Annotated in this window: 14 protein-coding genes, 1 tRNA gene and 1 rRNA gene; 5 read left to right on the top strand and 11 right to left on the bottom strand. The window is 71.2% G+C overall.

The features are described from left to right. Positions 1-35: 35 nt before the first annotated feature. From AB0D94_RS32345 to AB0D94_RS32335, 3 genes are all read left to right on the top strand, one after another. Entirely contained in the window at positions 36-728 is a 693-nt protein-coding gene (locus tag AB0D94_RS32345) for a hypothetical protein (RefSeq protein WP_362059396.1), read from the top strand. 175 nt (positions 729-903) lie between these two features. Next, entirely contained in the window at positions 904-1,761 is an 858-nt protein-coding gene (locus AB0D94_RS32340; RefSeq protein WP_362059393.1) for a DNA-formamidopyrimidine glycosylase family protein, read from the top strand. 32 nt (positions 1,762-1,793) lie between these two features. Continuing rightward, entirely contained in the window at positions 1,794-2,564 is a 771-nt protein-coding gene (locus AB0D94_RS32335; RefSeq protein WP_362059390.1) for an SDR family NAD(P)-dependent oxidoreductase, read from the top strand. Here AB0D94_RS32335 and AB0D94_RS32330 read toward each other — a convergent pair. The 9 genes from AB0D94_RS32330 to AB0D94_RS32290 form a co-directional block, all read right to left on the bottom strand. After that, on the bottom strand, positions 2,512-2,730 hold the full coding sequence (locus AB0D94_RS32330) for a hypothetical protein (protein WP_362059387.1): 219 nt from the start codon (positions 2,728-2,730) through the stop codon (positions 2,512-2,514). The two genes, AB0D94_RS32335 and AB0D94_RS32330, sit on opposite strands and share 53 nt — an antisense overlap. A gap of 200 nt (positions 2,731-2,930) precedes the next feature. Further along, entirely contained in the window at positions 2,931-3,311 is a 381-nt protein-coding gene (locus AB0D94_RS32325) for a helix-turn-helix transcriptional regulator (RefSeq protein WP_362059384.1), read from the bottom strand. A 109-nt stretch (positions 3,312-3,420) separates the two neighbouring features. Further along, positions 3,421-3,954: a CinA family protein gene (locus AB0D94_RS32320; protein WP_362059381.1), complete on the bottom strand. Its 534-nt coding sequence runs from the start codon at positions 3,952-3,954 to the stop codon at positions 3,421-3,423. 23 nt (positions 3,955-3,977) lie between these two features. Beyond that, entirely contained in the window at positions 3,978-4,634 is a 657-nt protein-coding gene (gene pgsA, locus AB0D94_RS32315; protein ID WP_362059378.1) for a CDP-diacylglycerol--glycerol-3-phosphate 3-phosphatidyltransferase, read from the bottom strand. Continuing rightward, on the bottom strand, positions 4,631-6,136 hold the full coding sequence (gene rimO, locus AB0D94_RS32310; protein ID WP_362059375.1) for a 30S ribosomal protein S12 methylthiotransferase RimO: 1,506 nt from the start codon (positions 6,134-6,136) through the stop codon (positions 4,631-4,633). Before rimO ends, pgsA begins: the two co-directional genes overlap by 4 nt. A 135-nt stretch (positions 6,137-6,271) precedes the next feature. Continuing rightward, positions 6,272-7,168, bottom strand: a complete 897-nt coding sequence (locus AB0D94_RS32305) for a RodZ domain-containing protein (protein ID WP_362059372.1) — start codon at positions 7,166-7,168, stop codon at positions 6,272-6,274. 271 nt (positions 7,169-7,439) lie between these two features. Continuing rightward, positions 7,440-10,223 carry a DNA translocase FtsK gene (locus tag AB0D94_RS32300; protein WP_362059369.1) on the bottom strand — a complete coding sequence of 928 codons (2,784 nt, stop codon included), beginning with the start codon at positions 10,221-10,223 and terminating at the stop codon, positions 7,440-7,442. Positions 10,224-10,409: 186 nt separating this feature from the next. Then, the gene (locus AB0D94_RS32295) at positions 10,410-11,093 is read right to left on the bottom strand and encodes a response regulator (RefSeq protein WP_362059367.1); all 684 of its coding nucleotides are present in this window, start codon (positions 11,091-11,093) and stop codon (positions 10,410-10,412) included. A 274-nt stretch (positions 11,094-11,367) separates the two neighbouring features. Next, positions 11,368-16,902 carry a HAMP domain-containing protein gene (locus AB0D94_RS32290; RefSeq protein ID WP_362059364.1) on the bottom strand — a complete coding sequence of 1,845 codons (5,535 nt, stop codon included), beginning with the start codon at positions 16,900-16,902 and terminating at the stop codon, positions 11,368-11,370. 168 nt (positions 16,903-17,070) lie between these two features. Here AB0D94_RS32290 and AB0D94_RS32285 point away from each other — a divergent pair, with 168 nt between their 5' ends. Both AB0D94_RS32285 and AB0D94_RS32280 read left to right on the top strand, forming a co-directional pair. Then, the gene (locus AB0D94_RS32285; protein ID WP_362059361.1) at positions 17,071-19,650 is read left to right on the top strand and encodes a SpoIIE family protein phosphatase; all 2,580 of its coding nucleotides are present in this window, start codon (positions 17,071-17,073) and stop codon (positions 19,648-19,650) included. Positions 19,651-19,693: 43 nt separating this feature from the next. Then, positions 19,694-20,203 carry a DinB family protein gene (locus AB0D94_RS32280; protein ID WP_362059358.1) on the top strand — a complete coding sequence of 170 codons (510 nt, stop codon included), beginning with the start codon at positions 19,694-19,696 and terminating at the stop codon, positions 20,201-20,203. Between the two features lie 49 nt (positions 20,204-20,252). Here the strand turns inward: AB0D94_RS32280 and AB0D94_RS32275 are convergent. Beyond that, positions 20,253-20,328 (bottom strand) — tRNA-Thr (locus tag AB0D94_RS32275). Positions 20,329-20,333: 5 nt separating this feature from the next. After that, positions 20,334-20,426 (bottom strand): 5S ribosomal RNA (gene rrf, locus AB0D94_RS32270); the annotation flags it as partial.

Below are 20,426 nucleotides of genomic sequence, written 5' to 3'. Positions count from 1 at the left end.
CACATTTGACGATGCACATTCATGGGGGAGAAGAAGTGAGCACCAACAGCATGCGCCGTACCACCCTGGGCGCGGTCGGCCTGGCCGTCGCCGGAACCCTTGCCCTGACGGGCTGCAAGAACGGCAACGAGGAGCTGAGCCCGATACCGACGGGCAGCCCGTCCGCCCAGCCCTCGCAGCCGGAGCAGTCCGCCCAGCCCAGCTCCCCGGCCGAGCCCTCGGCCGGCGGCAGCGCGGAGGCGCCCGCCCCGGGTGCGGGGGGCACCGCGAAGTCCGGCCAGGTCTTCAAGATCGGCGAGACCGCACGGATCCCGTTCAGCTACGGGAGCAACAAGGGCGGCCAGCTCGACCTCACCGTCACCGCGATCGAGCAGGGCAACCCGGCCGACCTGGACGCCCTCAAGCTCGGCGACAAGGTGAAGGGGATGATCCCCTACTACATCCGCTACTCGGTCAAGAACACCGGCACCACGGACCTCTCGTACTCCTCCGTGGGCCACATCAAGGGCCTCCTCGCGGACGGCAGCGAAGCCCAGAAGGTGTCGGTCATCGGCAAGTTCGAGAAGTGCCCGAACGAGTCGCTGCCGAAGGGGTTCACCAACGGCCAGACGCAGACCAGCTGCACCCTGGCCCTCGCCCCGTCGGACCAGACGAAGGTCACCGCCGCCGAGTACTGGGGCGAGCCCTACAACGTGCTGAGCAAGAACAAGGGCCTCGTCTGGAAGTGACGAGCGGCCGGCGACCCGGCCTCATGTGACACCACGGGCCCCCGCGGCGCCGTCCCGCCGCGGGGGCCCCTGCGCTCCCCACCCGCCCGTACGAAGCCACCGCCGCGCACGGGCGAAGCCCACCGCCGCGCACGGGGCCACCCCGGGGAAGCCGCCCCGGGGCGACAATGGGGCCATGCCCGAAGGAGACAGTGTCTGGCGTGCGGCGGCCCGGCTGCACGCGGCGCTCGCCGCCCGGCCGCTGACCCGCAGCGACCTGCGCGTCCCCCGCTTCGCCACCGCCGACCTCACCGGCCGGACCACCCTCGAGGTCGTCCCCCGCGGCAAGCACCTCCTCGCCCGCTTCGAGGGCGGCCTCACCCTCCACAGCCACCTCCGCATGGACGGCGCCTGGCGCGTCTTCCCCGCGGGCGCGCCCTGGCACGGCGGCCCCGCCCACGAGATCCGGGCCGTCCTCGGCACCGCCGAGCACACCGCCGTCGGCTACCGCCTCCCCGTACTGGAACTGCTCCGCACCGCCGACGAGGACCGGGCGGTGGGCCACCTCGGCCCCGATCTGCTCGGCCCGGACTGGGACCCCGACCGGGCGGCCGCCAACCTCCTCGCCGCGCCCGATCGCCCCCTCGGCGAAGCCCTGCTCGACCAGCGCAACCTCGCCGGGATCGGCAACATCTACAAGGCCGAGCTGTGCTTCCTCGCCCAGGTCAGCCCCTGGACCCCGGTCGGTGCGCTCCCGGAGGCCACGCTCCCCCGGCTGGCCGCCGCCGCACACCGCCTGCTGGCCGCGAACATCGGTGAGCCGGGCCGCGCCGGCGGCCGGCGCAACACCACCGGAAGCCGCCGCCCCGGCCAGGACCTCTTCGTCTACGGCCGCACCCACCGCCCGTGCCTGCGCTGCGGCACCCCGGTCCGCGAGGCCCCGCAGGACGGCCGCCCCACGTACTGGTGCCCCCGCTGCCAGCCGGGCCCGACGGGCCAGGGACCAACGGGCCAAGGACCAGCGGGCCAAGGACCGGCGGACACCACTAGTTGACGCTCCGTCAGATCCAGCCGTACGGTCCCGGCATGCCCACACCAAACGCCCCGTACGACCTCACCGGCCGGACCGCCCTCATCACCGGCGCCGCGAGCGGCATCGGCCGCGCCACCGCCGTGCTCCTCGCCGAGGCGGGCGCAGCCGTGCACTGCGCCGACCGCGACGAGCTGGGCCTCGCCGAGACCGCCGCACTCGTCACCAAGGCGGGCGGCGCCGCCACCGTCCACCCCCTCGACGTCACCGACCGGGCCGCGCTGCGGGCCGCCGTCGCCGCGGCGGGCCCGCTGGACATCACCGCCGCCATCGCCGGGGTCATGCACATCAGCAGCGTGCTGGAGACGGCCGACGAGGACCTCGACCGGGTCCTGGACGTCAATTTCAAGGGGGTGCTGCGCACCTGCCAGGAGGCCGCCCGTTCCATGATCGCGGCGGGCCGCCCCGGCTCCATCGTCACCATGGCCTCCGGTGCCGTGGACGCCGCCCAGGCGGGCCTGCTCTGCTACAGCGCCGCCAAGGCCGCCGTCGTCCAGCTGACCAAGACCCTGGCCACCGAGGCCGGCCCGCACGGCATCCGCGTCAACGCCGTCGCCCCGGGCTGGATCCGCACGCCGATGACCGGCCGCCACGGCGCCGAGGTCCAGGAGCGCACCGAGGCGATGATGGTCCGCATGTCCCCCCTGGGCCGGGTCGGCGAGCCCGAGGACATCGCCCGGGCCGTGCTCTACCTCGCCTCGGACGCCTCGTCCTTCATGACGGGTCAGATCCTTCGCCCGAACGGGGGAGTGTCGATGCCCTGGTAGCCCCGGCCGCCCGCCTACGGGCCCTGCGCGCGGGGCCCGGCACGGAGTGCACCGGCAGCACCCCCAGACCCCATCCGCCGACCGCGACCGCGCCCTCCACCGCCCCGGAGTCGCCCGGCGCCAGCACCAGGCGCAGCACGGCCCACCACCACAGCACCCCCACCATCACAGCGAGGGCCCACGCCGCAGGTAAACGCAGTAACCGGCGCACGGCTACCTCCCAGGGGCCGGGACCCGACCCGCCCATCCTCCCGCACCGCCCCCGGCCCCGCACCCAGAACGGCACCCGCAACAGCACGGAGCCCCGGCCGGTGCTGGTCCGCACCGGCCGGGGCTCCGGCCACACTCACACGCTCACGTACCCACTCACGCGGCTACGACATTCACCGCTTCCGCAGGCGCCTTGATGGTCACCCGCTCCGGTCCACCCGTGACCGAAGCCATGGAGACCGAATTGAGCATCGGGCGGACCGGCGCAGTCACCGGTTCGCTTGCCGCGGCCGACTGTGCCAGCTCGGCCAGCGACAGTTCGTCACTGACTTCGCGCATCAGCTCGGACATCCGTACGTCCAACGCGTCGCAGATCGCGGAGAGCAGCTCGGAGGATGCCTCCTTCTGCCCCCGCTCCACCTCGGAGAGATAGCCGAGCGAGACTCGGGCCGACGAGGAGACTTCGCGCAGAGTACGGCCCTGGCGCTGGCGCTGCCGACGCAGCACGTCACCCAGCAGGCGACGGAGCAGAATCATCGGTGGCTCCCTCCTCTGACCGTGTAGCCGCATCCTTCACGCCCCACCGTACCGCCTCGCGCCGCGGCCGTGCGGGGAGCGATGTCGTGTTCACTCAGGGCTGCAAACATCAAATCCCCCCGTGTTGTTCCGTATCCTGCCTCCGCGCATTCTCACGGAGTTGGCTTGAGAGAAGTTCGAGCACTGTGTGTGCACTCTCCCTACGAATTTCCGCCCGGGAGCCGTTCAACCTCAGCCGGACCGTTTTCCTGCCCGCCGGACCCGCCACGGCGATGAAAACCGTGCCCACCGGCTGCCCGTCCTGAGGGTCCGGACCGGCCACCCCGGTGGTCGCGATCCCCCACGAAGCGCCCATCACACGCCGCACCCCGGCCGCCATCTCCTCCGCGACCTGCGCGTTCACCGCGCCTTCGGCGGCCAGCAGCCCGGCGTCCACCCCGAGGACCCGGTGCTTGAGCTCCGTCGCGTACGCGGTGACCGAGCCGCGGAAGGACCGGGAGGCCCCGGGAACCGCCGTGATCTCGGCGGCGACCATGCCTCCGGTCAGCGATTCGGCGACGGCGAGCGTCTGGTCACTCTCCGCGAGCAGGCGCAGGACCTCACCGGCGGCCCCCGCGGCGCCTTCCGCCGCGGCACCGGCCACCGGTGCGCCCCCCGCCCCGGCCGTCACTGCCCGGCCCGCTCCGCGGCGAGGCCCGCCCGGCGCAGGACGACGGCCTGGCGGATGTAGTCCAGACCGGTCACGACGGTCAGCACGACGGCGAGCGCCATCACCCAGAAGCGCAAGGTCGCCAGCGGCCCGGTCAGCGCGAGCACGTACATGCCCACCGCCGTGCCCTGCGCCAGGGTCTTCAGCTTGCCGCCCCGGCTGGCCGGAATCACTCCGTAGCGGATCACCCAGAAGCGCAGCAGCGTGATCCCGAGCTCCCGCCCGAGAATCACCCCGGTCACCCACCAGGGCAGGTCACCGAGCCAGGAGAGGCAGATCAGCGCCGACCCCATGATCGCCTTGTCGGCGATCGGGTCGGCGATCTTGCCGAAGTCCGTGACCAGGTTGTACGTCCGGGCCAGATGCCCGTCGAAGATGTCCGTGATCATGGCGACGGCGAACGCCGCCCACGCCCAGGCCCGCCAGGCCGGGTCGTAGCCGCCCTCGGCGAGCAGCAGGAAGACGAATCCCGGCACCAGGAGGAGCCGGATCATCGTCAGGATGTTGGCGATGTTCCACAGGCTGGCCTGATTGACCGCCGCGGCCCCCAGCTTCGCGCCGGGCGCGGGCCGGCGGCCGGTCCCGCCCGCCGCAGATGCCGGGACTCCGGTCATCCGGCCGCCTCCTCGAATTCCAGGCCCAGGGGCTCGGCCACCAGGTCCACGCCGAGGGTGCCGACCACCTTGGCCGAGACGATCCGCCCGGGGACCAGGCCCGTGCCGTCCGTGAAGACGACCTGTCCGTCGGTCTCGGGGGCCTGGTGGGCGGCGCGTCCGTAGGCGCCCTCGCCGTCCTCCGCCTCGTCGAGCGGGACGACCGTCTCGACGAGTACCTCCAGCGTCTCTCCGATCCGCTCCTCCGCGCGCTGCGAGGTGAGCTCCTCGGCGAGCCGCTGCATGTGGGCGAGCCGCTCGGCGATGGTCTCCTCGTCCAGCTTGCCGTCGTACGTGACGGCCTCGGTGCCGTCCTCGTCCGAGTAGCCGAAGACGCCGATGGCGTCGAGCCGCGCGTGGGTGAGGAAACGCTCCAGCTCGGCGAAGTCGGACTCCTTCTCGCCGGGGAACCCGACGATGAAGTTCGACCGCACGCCGGCCTGCGGGGCCTTGCTGCGGATGGTGTCCAGCAGCTCCAGGAAGCGGTCGGTGTCACCGAAGCGGCGCATGGCGCGCAGCACGTCGGGGGCCGAGTGCTGGAAGGACAGGTCGAAGTACGGCACGACCTTGGGGGTCGAGGTGAGCACGTCGATCAGCCCGGGCCGCATCTCGGCGGGCTGGAGGTAGCTGACGCGGACCCGCTCGATGCCGTCCACCGCGGCCAGCTCGGGCAGCAGGCTCTCCAGCAGCCGGATGTCGCCGAGGTCCTTGCCGTACGAGGTGTTGTTCTCGGAGACCAGCATGACCTCCTTGACGCCCTGCTCGGCGAGCCAGCGCGTCTCGCCCAGCACGTCGCTGGGGCGGCGGGAGATGAAGGAGCCGCGGAAGGACGGGATGGCGCAGAAGGAGCAGCGCCGGTCGCAGCCGGAGGCCAGCTTCACGGAGGCGACGGGGCTCTTGTCCAGGCGGCGGCGCAGCGGCGCGCGCGGCCCGGAGGCGGGCGCGAGCCCGTCCGGCAGGTCGGCGGGGGCCTCGGCAGGCTCCTCGGCGGGCGCCTGCGCGTGGCCCGGGAGGGCGACCTCGGCGTCCTGGCGCTCCGCCGGGCTGATCGGCAGCAGCTTGCGCCGGTCGCGCGGGGTGTGGGAGGCGTGGATGCCGCCGTTCAGGATGGTCTGCAGGCGGTCGGAGATGTCGGCGTAGTCGTCGAAACCGAGCACGCCGTCCGCCTCGGGGAGCGCTTCGGCGAGTTCCTTGCCGTAGCGCTCGGCCATACAGCCGACGGCGACGACGGCCTGCGTCTTGCCGTGATCCTTCAGATCGTTGGCTTCGAGCAGGGCGTCGACGGAGTCCTTTTTGGCGGCTTCTACGAAGCCACAGGTGTTGACGACGGCAACGTCCGCATCGGCGGCGTCCTCGACGAGCTCCCAGCCATCCGCCGCCAAGCGGCCTGCGAGCTCCTCCGAGTCCACCTCGTTACGGGCGCAGCCAAGAGTGACAAGGGCGACGGTACGGCGTTCGGGCATGGACTCAAGACTACTTCGTCCCGGCGCGGGCCCCCGCCGCCCGTCCCCCCAACAGCAAGATCCCCGGGGGCCTGCGGCAGCTGCCGCAGGCCCCCGGGGATCCGGATTCAGGCCCTCCGCCCTAGGGCGGCCTGCTCAGCCCGCCTGGGGCTCGCCCGGCAGGGGGTCTTCCTTGGTGTATGTGAGGCGTTCCACCTGACCCGGCTGGAAGTCGTCCTTGATCTCCTTGCCGTTCACGAACAGCTTCACGGCCCCGGCGTCGCCGAGCACGAGGTCGACGGACTCCTTGTCCGTGAAGGTCTTGGACTCGCCCTGGGAGAGCGTGCCGTCGAAGAGCAGCCGCCCGCTGTGGTCCTTCGCCGAGATCCAGCTCTCGCCGGTGTCGGCCGTCAGGACGACCGTGACGAGGTCCTTGGGCGCGGCGGCGATGGCACTGTCCGAAGGCTCCGGCGTGGGCGCCTGCGGGGTCGGCGGGGTCAGGGTGCCCGGCTTCCCGCCGGACTGCTTGGGCGCGGGCTTCGGGGAGGCGGAACCTTCCGCCACCGGGCGCTTGCCCTGCTCGTCGCTGCCGCCGAAGGCGGTGAAGCCCACGAAACCGATCACGACGACGATTGCGGCGACCATGGCGGCGGTCCAGTTGGGCCGCTGCCTCTCGGGGCGGATCCGCTCGGCTTCGAACATCGGCGCGGCGGGGGTGGGTGCCGGCCGGCCGCCGTGGGCCGCGTCGTAGGCCTCGACCAGGGGTACCGGATCGAGGTGTACGGCGCGGGCGAGCGTACGGATGTGACCGCGGGCGTAGACGTCGCCGCCGCACCGCGTGAAGTCGTCCTCTTCGATCGCGTGCACGATCGGGATGCGCACGCGGGTGGTGGAACTGACCTCGTCGACAGTGAGCCCGGCTGCGATCCGGGCCTTCTTGAGGGCCGTCCCGATGGACGGTCCTTCGACGGAACGTTCGACGAGGCGGTCCTCGGACCGGTCGTCGGTCGAAGGCCGCTCATCTTCGGGGGAGTTGGCGTTGCCGATGGACACGAGGGCGCCTTTCGAGCGTGTAGCCACCTGCTGGATGTCCAGTCTAGGGGGGTGACGAAAGGGTGGAGCAACCGGAGGGTGTACTTCCTACGCCATCCGTATGGCGAAGGTCGTTCCCTGCCGGTGCGGCGGTCCGGCACCGGGTGCCGCACCACCATCTCCCTCAACTGGACGCGAGCCCAAGGGAAACGGTTGCTCCCCACATCTCGTGAATGCGGACACCTCCACCGGGCCTCCCACCGGTCTCCTACTGGGTCTCCTACGGGGTCACCTACTGGGCCTCGCCCCGGATCACGGCGAGGACCCCGTCCAGCTCATCGGCCTTCAGCAGCACGTCACGCGCCTTCGAACCCTCGCTGGGGCCGACGACCCCCCGCGACTCCATCAGGTCCATGAGCCTGCCCGCCTTGGCGAAGCCCACCCGGAGCTTGCGCTGGAGCATCGAGGTGGAGCCGAACTGGGTGGTGACCACCAGCTCCGCCGCCTGGCACAGCAGGTCCAGGTCGTCGCCGATGTCCTCGTCGATCTCCTTCTTCTGCTTCTGCCCGACGGTGACGTCCTCCCGGAAGACCGGTGCCATCTGGTCCTTGCAGTGCTGGACGATCCCGGCGATCTCGTCCTCCGTGACGAAGGCGCCCTGGAGCCGGACCGGCTTGTTCGCCCCCATCGGCAGGAACAGGCCGTCGCCCTTCCCGATCAGCTTCTCGGCGCCCGGCTGGTCCAGGATGACCCGGCTGTCGGCGAGCGAGGAGGTGGCGAACGCCAGCCGCGAGGGCACGTTCGCCTTGATCAGGCCGGTGACCACGTCCACCGAGGGCCGCTGGGTGGCGAGCACCAGGTGGATGCCGGCGGCGCGGGCCAGCTGGGTGATGCGGACGATCGAGTCCTCGACGTCGCGCGGGGCCACCATCATCAGGTCGGCGAGCTCGTCGACGATCACCAGCAGGTACGGGTACGGGCTGAGCTCGCGCTCGCTGCCCGGCGGCAGTTTGATCTTGCCGTCCCGGATGGCCTGGTTGAAGTCGTCGATGTGCCGGTAGCCGAAGGCCGCGAGGTCGTCGTAGCGCAGGTCCATCTCGCGCACGACCCACTGGAGCGCCTCGGCGGCCCGCTTGGGGTTGGTGATGATCGGCGTGATCAGGTGCGGGATGCCCTCGTACGCCGTCAGCTCCACCCGCTTGGGGTCGACCAGCACCATCCGGACGTCCTCCGGGGTGGCCCTGACCATGACCGAGGTGATCAGGCAGTTGATGCAGGAGGACTTGCCGGAGCCGGTCGCGCCCGCGACCAGCACGTGCGGCATCTTGGCGAGGTTGGCCATGACGTAGCCGCCCTCGACGTCCTTGCCCAGCGCGACCAGCATCGGGTGGTCGTCCTCGGCCGCGTCCGCCAGACGCAGTACGTCGCCCAGGTTGACCATCTCGCGGTCGGTGTTCGGGATCTCGATGCCGACCGCCGACTTGCCCGGGATCGGGCTGATGATCCGGACGTCCGGCGAGGCCACGGCGTAGGCGATGTTCTTCGCCAGCGCCGTGATCCGCTCGACCTTCACCGCCGGGCCGAGCTCCACCTCGTAGCGGGTGACCGTCGGGCCCCGGGTGAAACCGGTGACCTTCGCGTCGACCTTGAACTCCATGAAGACGTTGGTCAGCGAGGCGACCACCGCGTCGTTGGCGGCGCTGCGCGTCTTGCCGGGCCCGCCGCGCTCCAGCAGGTCCAGCGAGGGCAGCGCGTACGTGATGTCACCGCGCAGCTGGAGCTGCTCGGCGCGCGGCGGCAGCGCCTGGGTCTCGGGCGGTGCCTTGGTCAGATCGGGCACCGACAGCGTCCCGGAGGCCGCCGCGGTGGTGGCGTGCGGCTGGCCGGCCCGCGCCGCCGCAGAGCCCGGAGCGGCGGACGGTACGGGGCGCTCCTCGCGGGCCGGCGGCACCGGAGCGGTGATCTCCACGCCCTCCCCCGGGGCGGAGATGCCCTGGGTGAGGTCGGCGACCAGGGGGGAGGGCGGCAGCCCGCCGTACACCGCGCCGTCCAGCGCGGCGGCGGCCGCCGCGGCCACGTCGACGGCGTCCATCTCCCGGTCCATGGCCGGGCGGGCCGGGGCCCGGCGCGGCCGGCGGCGCCGGGCGAGGGCGGCCTCCTCGGCCGCGTCCGCGGGGGCCCCCGCGTCCGCCCCGGCCCCGCTGCGGGCCCGCCACCGATCGGGGTCGTGCCGGTCGGCGGAGCCCTCGGCGTCCCCGTACACGTCGTAGCCGTCGGCGTCCTCGTTCGGGGCGACGATCCCGAGCCGGATGCCGAGCCTGCGCAGTCGCTCCGGGATCGCGTTGACCGGGGTCGCGGTGACCACCAGCAGCCCGAAGAGCGTCAGCAGCACCAGCATGGGCACCGCCAGCGGCGCGCCCATGGTGAAGATCAGCGGCTTCGAGGCTCCCCAGCCGATCAGCCCGCCCGCGTTCTGCATCGCGGTGGTGCCCTCGTCCCGGCCGGGCGCCCCGCAGGCGATGTGTACCAGGCCCAGGATCCCGATGACGAGCGCGGAGAGGCCGATGCCGATGCGGCCGTTGGCGTCGGTCTCCTCGGGGTGGCGGATGAAACGTGCCGCCATGACTCCGAACAGGATCGGCACGAGCAGATCCAGTCGCCCGAAGGCACCGGTGACCAGCATCGTGACCAGATCCCCGACCGGACCGCTCAGGTTCGACCAGGTTCCGGCGGCGACGATCAGCGCGAGGGCGATCAGCAGCAGCGCCACCCCGTCCTTGCGGTGGGCGGGGTCGAGGTTCTTCGCGCCCCGGCCGACGCCGCGCAGGATCTTGCCGACCGCGTGGGCGCAGCCCAGCCAGACGACGCGCACCAGCCACACCACACCCCCGGTCGGGGAGGGCGCGGGCTTGGCCGCTGCCTTCTTGGCCGGGGCGCGCTTGGCGGCCGCGGCCTTCTTCGCCGGAGGCTTGCGCGCGGGAGCCGCCTTCTTCGCCGGCGCCGTCGTACGGCCGGTGCGGCCCTTCGCGGTGCCCGCGCTGCTCTGGGAACCCTTGCCGGACGTACTTGAGGCCATGGGCCCGAGATTACCGGTGCGCGTGCCGGTGGACACGCGTGCCCACCCCTTCACCCGTTCGTGTCGTCCGCCCCGTAGGTGCTTTGACGCACCGCCAGACCTGACGCACTCCCAGGCGGCCGCCGCCCCGGCCCGCTTCGCGGACGGGGCCGGGCGGCCGGCTCAGCTCTTCGCGGGCGGCCCTGCTCAGCCCTGCGCGGGCAGCATGGCCGCGCCCCCGCCGGCCCCGGGCTCCAGGGCGTCGAGCGCCCGCCGCAGTCCGGTGAGCTTGCGCTCCAGATGGGCGGCGGTCGCCACCACCCCGGTGTCGGCCGAATCCTCGCCGAGCTGCTTGGTCAGCGCCTCGGCCTGCTCCTCGACCGCCGCGAGCCGCGCGGAGAGCTCGGCCAGCAGTCCGGCCGTCTCCTTGCTGCCGTCCGAGCCGTTCGGACTGCCGCCCTCCAGCTGGAGCCGCAGCAGGGCCGCCTGCTCCCGCAGTTGGCAGTTCTTGGTGTAGAGCTCCACGAACACCGAGACCTTGGCCCGCAGCACCCACGGGTCGAAGGGTTTGGAGATGTAGTCCACCGCGCCCGCGGCGTAGCCGCGGAACGTGTGGTGCGGACCGTGGTTGATCGCAGTGAGGAAGATGATCGGGATGTCCCGGGTCCGTTCCCGCCGCTTGATGTGCGCAGCCGTCTCGAATCCGTCCATTCCCGGCATCTGCACATCCAGCAGGATGACCGCGAAATCGTCCGTCAGCAGCGCTTTGAGCGCTTCCTCTCCTGACGACGCCCGGACCAGTGTCTGATCGAGCGCGGAGAGGATGGCCTCCAGCGCCAGCAGATTCTCCGGCCGGTCGTCGACCAGGAGGATCTTGGCCTTCTGCACCATGCCCTGTCCTCCTCGCCCCGGCATGGGGCCTCCCCGGCTCCTGGCTCCGGCGTGTACGCCGGGCCCCGCCCCAGAGGACGGCATCCTTGCGCCGTCCGTCCTTGTGCCGGTCATCGTAGCCCCAGTCCCGAGATCGCCACACCCTGTCACCAAGATGTCACTGTGCACGAAGCAGAAACGTGGTGGGAGAGCAGAAGGTTCCCCGTATACCGCCCTCCCACACCGCCGCGGCCACAGTGAGTCAGCAATTGGTATCAGTACGCTCGCACGCCGATCACTTCCCTCGCATCCACTGTTCCATCACCGACAGCAGATAGTCGGGGTCGACGGGCTTCGTGACGTAGTCGGAAGCACCGGAGTCGATGGCCTTCTCCCGGTCCCCCTTCATCGCCTTCGCCGTCAGCGCGATGATCGGCAGGCCCGCGAACTGCGGCATCCGCCGGATCGCCGAGGTCGTCGCGTACCCGTCCATCTCCGGCATCATGATGTCCATCAGCACGACCGTCACATCGTCGTGCTGCTCCAGGACCTCGATGCCCTCCCGCCCGTTCTCCGCGTACAGCACCGCCAGCCCGTGCTGCTCCAGCACGCTGGTCAGCGCGAAGACGTTGCGTACGTCGTCGTCCACGATGAGCACCTTCTCGCCGTGGAAGTCGTACGTCCGCGGCGCCGACGGAAGCTCCTCCTCCGGGTTGCTCCAGGCGTCCTCGGCCCCCTGGACGTTCGACTGCCCCGGCACCGCCGTACGCGGCTCCAGATCGCTCAGCGCCTTGCGCCGCCGCCGGAACAGCGCCGCACCGCCCTGCCCCTGCCCGGCCGGCTCCGAGGCGGGCAGCGCCGCCCGGGCCGGCTGCGCCTGCGCGGGCGCGGCGGGTACGGGCGCCGCCGGGGAGGCCGACAGCGCGGGCCGGGCCTGGTCCACCGACCGGCTGCGGTAGAGCTCGCTGCGGGCCCCGCCGGGCGTCGGCGGCGCGTAGCCCTGCGGCGGCAGCTCGCTCGGGTGCAGCGGCAGGTACAGCGTGAAGGTGGACCCCCGGCCGGGCTCGCTGGCCGCGTGGACCTCACCGCCCAGCAGCCGGGCGATCTCCCGGCTGATGGACAGGCCCAGGCCCGTACCGCCGTACTTGCGGCTCGTCGTACCGTCCGCCTGCTTGAACGCCTCGAAGATCACCAGCATCTTGCTGGCCGCGATCCCGATCCCGGTGTCGGTCACCGAGAAGGCGATCAGGTCCGCGTCCGGCTCCCGCAGCGAACCTGCCTCCAGCAGCTGCTCCCGGATCGCCTGCGGCACATCGGCCCCGGCGGGCCGGATCACCAGCTCCACCGCCCCGGTGTCGGTGAACTTCACCGCGTTCGACAGCAGGTTGCGCAGCACCTGGAGGAGCCGCTGCTCGTCGGTGTGCAGGGTCGCGGGCAGCTCCGGGGAGACCCGTACCGAGAAGTCCAGGCCCTTCTCCGCCGTCAGCGGCCGGAAGGTGGCCTCCACGTAGTCGACGAGCTGGACCAGCGCGATCCGGGTCGGCGAGACGTCCATCTTCCCCGCCTCGACCTTCGACAGGTCGAGGATGTCGTTGATCAGCTGCAACAGGTCCGAGCCGGCCCCGTGGATGGTCTCGGCGAACTCCACCTGCTTCGGCGAGAGGTTCTCGTCCGCGTTGTCTGCGAGCAGCTTGGCCAGGATCAGCAGCGAGTTGAGCGGGGTGCGCAGCTCGTGCGACATGTTCGCCAGGAACTCGGACTTGTAGCGCATCGACACCGCGAGCTGCTCGGCACGCTCCTCCAGGACCTGCCGGGCCTCCTCGATCTCGGTGTTCTTCACCTCGATGTCGCGGTTCTGCTGGGCCAGCAGCTCGGCCTTCTCCTCCAGTTCGGCGTTGGCGGCCTGGAGGGCCTTCTGCCGGTTCTCCAGCTCGTCGGAGCGCTCGCGCAGCTGCTCGGTCATCTCCTGCGACTGCTTCAGCAGCATCTCCGTCTTGGAGTTGACGCTGATGGTGTTGACGCTCGTACCGATCATCTCGGCGATCTGGCTGAGGAAGTCCTTCTGGATCTGCGTGAACGGCGTGAAGGAGGCCAGCTCGATGACGCCGAGCACCTTCCCCTCGAAGAGCACCGGCAGCACGATCACGTGCGCCGGCGGCGCCTCACCCAGCCCCGAGGAGATCTTCAGGTAGCCGGGCGGGGTGTTCTCGACGAGGATCGTCCGCTTCTCCTCGGCGACCGTCCCGATCAGCCCCTCCCCCGGCCGGAAGGACATCGGCATCTGGCCGCCCGCGTACGCGTAACTCCCGCGCATCCGCAGCTCGTACGAGCCGTCCGCGCCCCCCTCCGTCCCGATCTCGGTGGTACCGCCGGCCGGCAGCGCCAGGAAGAAGGCGCCGTGCTGCGCCGACACCACCGGAGTGAGCTCGCTCATGATCAGCGAGGCCACGTCGTCCAGCTCGCGGCGGCCCTGCATCAGCGCCGAGATCCGGGCGAGGTTGCCCTTGAGCCAGTCCTGCTCCTTGTTGGCCAGGGTGGTGTCGCGGAGGTTGACGATCATCGTGTTGATGTTGTCCTGGAGGACCTGGATCTCGCCCGCCGCGTCCACGTCGACCTTCAGGCTCAGGTCTCCCCGGGTCACCGCCGTCGCCACGGCCGCGATCGCGCGCACCTGCCGGGTGAGGTTCCCGGCCATCTCGTTCACGGACTCGGTCAGGTCCCGCCACGTGCCGTCGACGTCACGCACCCGGGCCTGACCGCCCAGGATGCCCTCCGTACCCACCTCTCGGGCGACCCGCGTCACCTGGTCGGCGAAGGAGGACAGCTGGTCGACCATCGTGTTGATGGTGGTCTTGAGCTCGAGGATCTCGCCGCGGGCATCGATGTCGATCTTCTTGGTCATGTCGCCCTTGGCGATGGCGGTCGTGACCATGGCGATCTGCCGCACCTGACCGGTGAGGTTGGAGGCCATGAAGTTCACCGAGTCGGTGAGGTCCTTCCACGTCCCCGAGACGCCCGGGACGTGCGCCTGACCGCCGAGGCGGCCCTCCGTGCCCACCTCACGGGCCACGCGCGTGACCTCGTCGGCGAAGGACGACAGGGTCTTCACCATCGTGTTCACGGTGTCGGCGAGCTGCGCGACCTCGCCGCGCGCCTCCACCGTGACCTTCTTCGTCAGGTCGCCGTTGGCGACCGCCGCCGAGACCTGGGAGATGTTGCGCACCTGGGAGGTCAGGTTGTTGGCCATCAGGTTGACGTTGTCGGTCAGGTCCTTCCAGATGCCCGTCACGCCGCGCACCCGGGCCTGACCGCCCAGAATGCCCTCCGAACCCACCTCACGGGCCACCCGCGTCACCTGCTCCGCGAACGACGACAGCTGGTCCACCATCGTGTTCACGGTGGTCACCAGCTCGAGGATCTCGCCCTTGGCATCGACGGTGATCTTCTTGGAGAGGTCGCCCATGGCCACGGCCGTGGTCACCTCGGCGATGTTGCGCACCTGCGAGGTCAGGTTGTTCGCCATGAAGTTGACGGACTGGGTCAGGTCCTTCCAGGTGCCGGAGACACCCTTGACCTCCGCCTGACCGCCGAGGATGCCCTCGGTACCCACCTCGCGGGCCACGCGGGTCACCTGCTCCGCGAAGTTCGAGAGCTGGTCGACCATGGTGTTGAGGGTGTTCTTCAGCTCCAGGATCTCGCCCCGGGCGTCCACGTCGATCTTCTGCGAGAGGTCACCGCGCGCCACCGCCGTCGCGACCTGAGCGATGTTGCGCACCTGCGAGGTCAGGTTCCCGGCCATGCCGTTCACCGAATCCGTCAGGTCACGCCATACGCCAGCCACCCCGGGCACCTGCGCCTGGCCGCCGAGGCGGCCCTCGGTGCCCACGTCCCGGGCCACCCGGGTCACCTGCTCGGCGAAGGCCGAGAGCTGGTCGACCATCGTGTTGATGGTGTTCTTCAGCTCCAGGATCTCGCCCCGGGCGTCCACGTCGATCTTCTGCGAGAGGTCACCGCGCGCCACCGCCGTCGTCACCTGGGCGATCTGGCGCACCTGCGAGGTCAGGTTCCCGGCCATGAAGTTGACGGAGTCGGTGAGCTCCTTCCAGGTCCCCGACACCCCCTCCACCCGGGCCTGGCCGCCGAGCCGGCCCTCCGTACCCACGTCCCGGGCCATCCGCGTGACCTGGTCGGCGAAGGAGGACAGCTGGTCCACCATCGTGTTCACGGTGTTCTTCAGCTGGAGCATCTCGCCGGAGACGTCCACGGTGACCTTCTGCGACAGGTCGCCGTTGGCCACCGCCGTCGTCACCTGCGCGATGTTGCGGACCTGCCCGGTGAGGTTGCGGAAGGCGGTGTTCACCGAGTCGGTGAGGTCCTTCCACGTCCCGGCCGCGCCCGGCACCTGCGCCTGACCGCCCAGCTCACCCTCGACGCCGACCTCACGGGCCACACGCGTCACTTCCGCACCGAAGGACTGGAGCTGGTCGACCATCGTGTTGACGGTGTTCTTCAGCTCCAGCATCTCGCCGGCCACGTCGACCGTGACCTTCTGCGACAGGTCACCGTTGGCCACGGCGGTCGTCACCTGCGCGATGTCCCGCACCTGAGTGGTGAGGTTGCGGAAGACCGTGTTCACCGAGTCGGTGAGGTCCTTCCACGTCCCGGCCGCGCCCGGCACCTGCGCCTGACCGCCGAGCAGGCCCTTCGCGCCGACCTCGCTGGCCACCCGCGTGACCTCGTCCGCGAAGGTCCGCAGCGTCTCCGTCATCTGGTTGATCGTTTCGGCCAGCTGCGCCACCTCGCCGCGCGCGCTCACCCGGACCTTCTGCGACAGGTCGCCGTTCGCGACCGCCGTCGTGACCTGCGCGATCCCGCGCACCTGGGCCGTCAGGTTCCCGGCCATGGTGTTGACCGAGTCCGTCAGGTCCTTCCACACGCCCGCGACCCCGGGCACCTTCGCCTGGCCGCCCAGCTCGCCCTCCGTACCCACTTCGCGGGCGACGCGGGTCACCTCGGAGGAGAAGGACGACAGCTGGTCCACCATCGTGTTCACGGTGTTCTTCAGCTGGAGCATCTCGCCGGCCACGTGCACCGTGACCTTGCGCGACAGATCGCCCTTCGCCACCGCCGTCGTGACGAGAGCGATATCACGCACCTGAGCGGTGAGCCGGTACGCCATCGTGTTGACGGAGTCGGTCAGATCCTTCCAAGAACCCGACATTCCGCGCACCTGGGCCTGGCCGCCGAGCTTGCCCTCGGTACCCACCTCCAGCGCCACGCGCGTCACCTCGTCGGTGAACGCGGACAGCTGGTCGACCAGGTTGTTGACCGTACGCCCGACCTTGAGGAACTCCCCGCGCAGCGGCTGCCCGGACCCGTCGGCCGTCTGCGTCCGCAGATCCATCCGCTGGTCCAGATCACCCTCGGCGACCGCCGAGAGCACCCGGCCGACCTCGGACACCGGCCGGGCCAGATCGTCCACCAGCTGGTTCGAGGCATCGATCGCGGCCGCCCAGGAGCCCTCGCAGGCACCTGTTTCAAGCCGTTCGCTCAGCTTGCCCTCGCGGCCGACCATCCGACGGACCCGGGACAGTTCCCCCGTGAGGTGGAGGTTGCGGTCGGCGACCTCGTTGTAGACGGCGGCGATCTCCGCCATCACGCCCTCGCCGGACACCGTCAGCCGCTTGCGGAAGTTCCCGTCCCGCATCGACACCAGGGCCGTGAGCAGCCTGTTCAGAGCGGCGGTGTCGACTTCCGTCGTTCCGTTCCGCCGGGACCGCCCGCCCTTCGGCCGCGTACCCGTACGCCGCACCGCTGCGCCAGACTCCACCGTGTCCCTCCCGAAAGGGTCGACCGCTGTTCCACCGGACACCTGACTCTTCTCGAGCCGGCTCTCCAAGCCTGCCCAGTGTTTCACCCTGGCCGAACCCGGCCATAACACTTCGGCACCATCGCACACCGGCCGTACCCTGCGGGTGGAATCCCCGACGACGGCACCATGCCGACCGCGAAGGTAAGTAACCTGGCACCCGATGTCCAACCGCGTCGAAGGAGACTCGTGATCACGGCACGGGCGGCTGCCACGTTCGATCCCCTCGGGCGCTCGGTCGCCGCCGCTCGCGCATTCGTCCGCGACACCCTGCAGGGCTGGGGCTTCGCGGACATCGTCGACGACGCGGTGGTGCTCACGAGCGAGCTCGTCACCAATGCCGTGGTCCATGCCGGAACCCGGGCCGAGGTCCTGTGCCTGCGCGCCGAGGGCGGCGTACGGGTCGAGGTCGCCGACCGGTACCCGGAGCGCGAGCTCCCCCTCCAGCACCCCGGCGAGCGCCCGTACGCCGACCCCGACCGCGAGAACGGCCGCGGGCTGATGCTCTGCGCCGCCCTCGCCACCCGCTGGGGCGTCGAGTACACCGCCACCCACAAGCACGTGTGGTTCCGCCTGGACCTCCCAGACCGGCCGGTCGGTACCCGCTCCGCGGGCCCCCTCGTCCCCGACCGGCTGCTCCCCCTCGCCGACAGCCGGGTCCGCGTCGCCGTCCTCCAGATCGACGCCTCCGACTCCGTCTCCGCCTGGAACGAGGACGCCGAGCACATCTTCGGCTACCCCGCCGGGAAGGCCGTCGGCCGCCCGCTCGCCGAGCTCGCCGCCTGGCCGCAGACCCCCGGCACCGGAACCGGCATCGCCGAGGCCCTGCGCCTGTCCCGCTGGGAGGGCAGCTACGGCATCCGCGGCGCCGACGGCCGCGTCATCCCCGTCTACGCCTCCCACCTGCGGGTCCGCGACGCACACGGCGAACCCTCCATCGTCTGCCTCCTCGTCCACGACGACGAGCGCGCCCTGCTCCAGACCCCGGTACGCGTCCCCACCGACAGCGCCCACCTCACCGAGTCCCGCCCGGACCCCTTCGAGGTCTTCATCGGCTCACCCGCCCCCGACGACCTCGACGGCCTCCTCCAGCGCACCGTCGAACGCGCCCGCGACCTCCTCGACGCCGACGCCGCCTTCCTGCTGCTGGCCACCGACGACGAGACCGAGCTGGAGGTCCGCGCCACCACCGGCCTGCCCTCCACCCGCCAGCGCTTCGCCCGCGTCCCCGTGGAAGCGGGCACCAACCGGTACGGCTCCGCCCGGATGCCCGCCGTCCACGACGACCTCGCCGCCGTACCCGGAGCCGTCCCGCTCCTCGAAGCGACCGGCATGCGCTCCGTGGTCACCGTCCCGCTCAAGGTCGAAGGCCGGCTCACGGGCTCCCTCGGCGTCGCCACCGAGGTCCCCGGCCGCTACTCCAACGAAGAGGCCCTGCGCCTCCAGTTCGCCGCCGACCGGATCGCCCTCGCCGTCGAGTCCGCCCGCCTCGGCGAACTCGAACGACTGCGCCGCGGCTCCCTCTCCTTCCTCGTCGAGGCCTCAGACTTGCTGGCCGGCACCCTCGACCGGGACCAGACCCTGGCCCTCATGGCCCAGATGACCGTCCCGACCCTCGCCACCTGGTGCGCCGTCTACACGATCGCCGACCCGGCATCGGACCCGTACCTCTCTTACGTCCTCCACGAGGACGAGGAGCGCATCGACGGCCTCAAGGCCCTCCTGTCCCGGGTCAGCCCGCCCGAACCGGTCCGCGAGGCCGGCGCCCGCCCCTGGCCGGAGACGGCCCTCGCGGTCGGCGGCGAGACCGTCGTACTGCCCCTCCTCGCCCGCAACCGCGTCATCGGCATGCTCACCCTCGGCAAGCCCAGCGAGGAGCACTTCCGCCAGGAGATCCTCGAACTCGCCGAGGACCTCTCCCGCCGGGCCGCCCTCGCCCTGGACAACGCCCGGCTCTACTCCGAGCGCACCGCCATCAGCCGCTCCCTCCAGCGCAGCCTGCTGCCGCCCGGCTCACCCGCCATCCCCGGGATGGAGGTCGAGGTCATCTACCGCGCCGCCGGCGAGGGCAACGAGGTGGGCGGCGACTTCTACGACGTCTTCCCCATCCGCGAGGGTGTGTACGGGTTCGCCATCGGCGACGTCTGCGGCACCGGCCCCGAAGCGGCCGCGGTCACCGGCCTCGCCCGGCACGCCCTGCGCCTGCTGGCCCGAGAGGGCCTCGGCGGCCCGGCCGTCCTGGAGCGGCTCAACGCCGCCATCCTCGACGAGGGCGCCCGCAGCCGCTTCCTCACCCTCCTCTACGGCGAGCTCCACCCGCAGCCCGACGGCGGCGCCCTGATGAAGGTCGTCTGCGCCGGCCACCCGCTGCCGCTGCGCCTGCGCCCGAGCGGCGAGGTCGTCCCGGCCGCGGACCCGCAGCCCCTGCTCGGCGTGCTGGAGGACCTCGAGCTCTACGAGCAGACCCTCACCCTCGACCCGGGCGATGTCCTGCTCTGCGTCACCGACGGCGTGACCGAGCGCCGCGAGGGCGCCCGCATGCTCGGCGACGACGGCCTCACCGAGGTCCTCACCACCTGCACGGGCCTCACCGCCGGCGCGGTCGCCTCGCGCGTCCTGCGCGCGGTGGAGCGCTTCGCGGCCGAACCCGCCTCGGACGACATGGCGATCCTCGCCTTCCGGGTGCCGCAGCAGCGCGAAGGCGACTGAATCCGGGTGCGGGCCCCGGCCGCCCGCCCTAGGGTCTGCGGTCATGCCCTTTTCACGCACCCGCCCCGAATACACCGCGGACGAACGCACCCAGCTCCTCGGCTGGCTGAACATGCAGCGCTCGATCATCCAGTGGAAGTGCGAGGGCCTCTCCGAGGCGGACGCACACCGCCCCGTCCTCCCCTCCTCACCCCTGATGACCCCGGCCGGCCTGATATCCCACCTGCGGTGGACCGAACAGTGCTGGTTCGAAGTCCTCTTCCTGGACCGTCCGGCCACCGGCCCCCAGTTCGTGGGCCAGGAGGACGAGGACTTCATGGCCGACGACACCCCGCTGGCACAGCTCCTGGAGGAGTACGACCGCCAGTGCACCCTGTCCAACGAGATCATCGCGGCACACGCCCTGGACGACACCGGGCGCAACACCGAGTTCAAGGCGGGCGCCGCCTCACTGCGCTGGATGCTGCTCCACATGATCGAGGAGACGGCCCGCCACGCCGGCCACCTGGACGCGATCCGCGAACTCCTCGACGGCGAGAAGAGTTACTACTGACGGCCGTAAACGCAAAAAGGCCCCCGCCAAGAGGCGGGGGCCTTTTCGTTGGAGCCCTTTAACGGAATCGAACCGTTGACCTTCTCCTTACCATGGAGACGCTCTACCGACTGAGCTAAAAGGGCGGGTTGTTCGGCGGCGTCCTACTCTCCCACAGGGTCCCCCCTGCAGTACCATCGGCGCTGAAAGGCTTAGCTTCCGGGTTCGGAATGTAACCGGGCGT

Source organism: Streptomyces sp. NPDC048255, from assembly GCF_040652415.1.
In the GTDB taxonomy this organism is placed as follows: Bacteria; Actinomycetota; Actinomycetes; order Streptomycetales; family Streptomycetaceae; genus Streptomyces.
Note: the sequence above shows the minus strand (reverse complement) of the source record. Positions and strands in the feature narration are given on the sequence as shown.